Origin of the sequence: Amaricoccus solimangrovi (genome assembly GCF_006385685.1) — a bacterium.
Classification (GTDB): Bacteria; Pseudomonadota; Alphaproteobacteria; order Rhodobacterales; family Rhodobacteraceae; genus Amaricoccus; species Amaricoccus solimangrovi.
Genome location: NZ_VFRP01000101.1, coordinates 1 through 1266 on the forward strand (window position 1 = coordinate 1; position 1266 = coordinate 1266).

1 protein-coding gene is annotated in these 1266 nt (G+C 67.7%); it reads left to right on the top strand.

What is annotated here, in order from left to right; genetic code table 11:
• Positions 1-139 precede the first annotated feature (139 nt).
• Positions 140-1266: extracellular solute-binding protein (locus tag FJM51_RS23405; protein WP_140456492.1), on the top strand; the 1127-nt coding region annotated here is incomplete at its 3' end.

Sequence of the window (1266 nt, forward strand, 5' to 3'; positions counted from 1 at the left end):
GGAGGCCCGTGAACGCCGCGAGCGCGCGGCCGGCTCTCGCGCGGGAGGTGTGACGCGGGTTGGACGCCGCGCGTGGCATGGCGCTATGTTCGTCCGGAAGCCGCCGGGCGAATCCGGACCAGACCAAGGGGAGACACGCATGAAACTCACGGCCCTGCTCGGAGCATCCGTCCTCGGGATCCTGCCATTCGCCGCCTGGGCGCAGGACGCGGAGGAGGTTCCGCCCTGCGAGAACTGCGCCGACACGATCACCATCGTCTCCTGGGGCGGCGCCTATCAGGACATGCAGAAGAAGGCCTATGTCGATCCCTATGTCGCCGCGACCGGCGTCAAGGTGATCTGGGACGAGAGCGCGAGCGAGGGCGTCGCCAAGCTCCGCGCGATGACCGAGGCCGGCAACGTCACCTGGGACCTGATCGACCTGCTCGCCTCCGACGGCATCCGGCTCTGCGACGAGGGGCTGGCGGAGGAGATCCCGTTCGACGACTGGCTGAAGCCCGCGCCCGACGGCACCCCGGCGAGCGAGGATCTCGCCAAGTATACCGTCTCGGAATGCCACATCCCGACCAACCTCTATTCGACCACCTTCGGCTATCGCACCGACGTCGCCGCCTGGAACGGCGCGGTGCCGACCTCGGTCTGCGACATCTTCGACCTCGAGAAGTTCCCGGGCAAGCGCGCGCTCGAGAAGCGGCCGATCAACAACCTCGAATGGGCGCTGATCTGCTCGGGCGTGCCGGCCGATCAGGTCTATGACACGCTCGAGACCGACGAGGGGATCCAGAAGGCGCTCGACAAGCTCGGCACGATCAAGGGCCAGACCATCTGGTGGTCGGCCGGCGCCGAGACGCCGCAGTTGCTCGCCGACAAGGAGGCGGTGATCGGCTCGACCTACAACGGCCGCCTGTTCTCGCTGATCGCCGAGCAGAACCAGCCGGTCGCGATGCTCTGGGACTACGAGGTGCTCGACATCGACGGTTTCGTCGTGCCGGCGGGCCTGCCCGAGGAGCGGCTGAACCGGGTGAGGCACTTCCTGCGCTTCGCCACCGACACCCGGCACCTCGCCGACCAGACCAAGTACATCTCCTACGGCCCGGCCCGCGCCTCGTCGCAGGATCTCGTCGGCCAGCACGCCGATCTCGGCATCGACATGGCCCCGCACATGCCGACCAATCCGGAGAACGCGAAGACCGGCTTCCTCTTCAACTACACCTGGTGGGCCGATCACCGCGACGAACTCGACGGCCGCTTCCAGTCCTGGCTGGC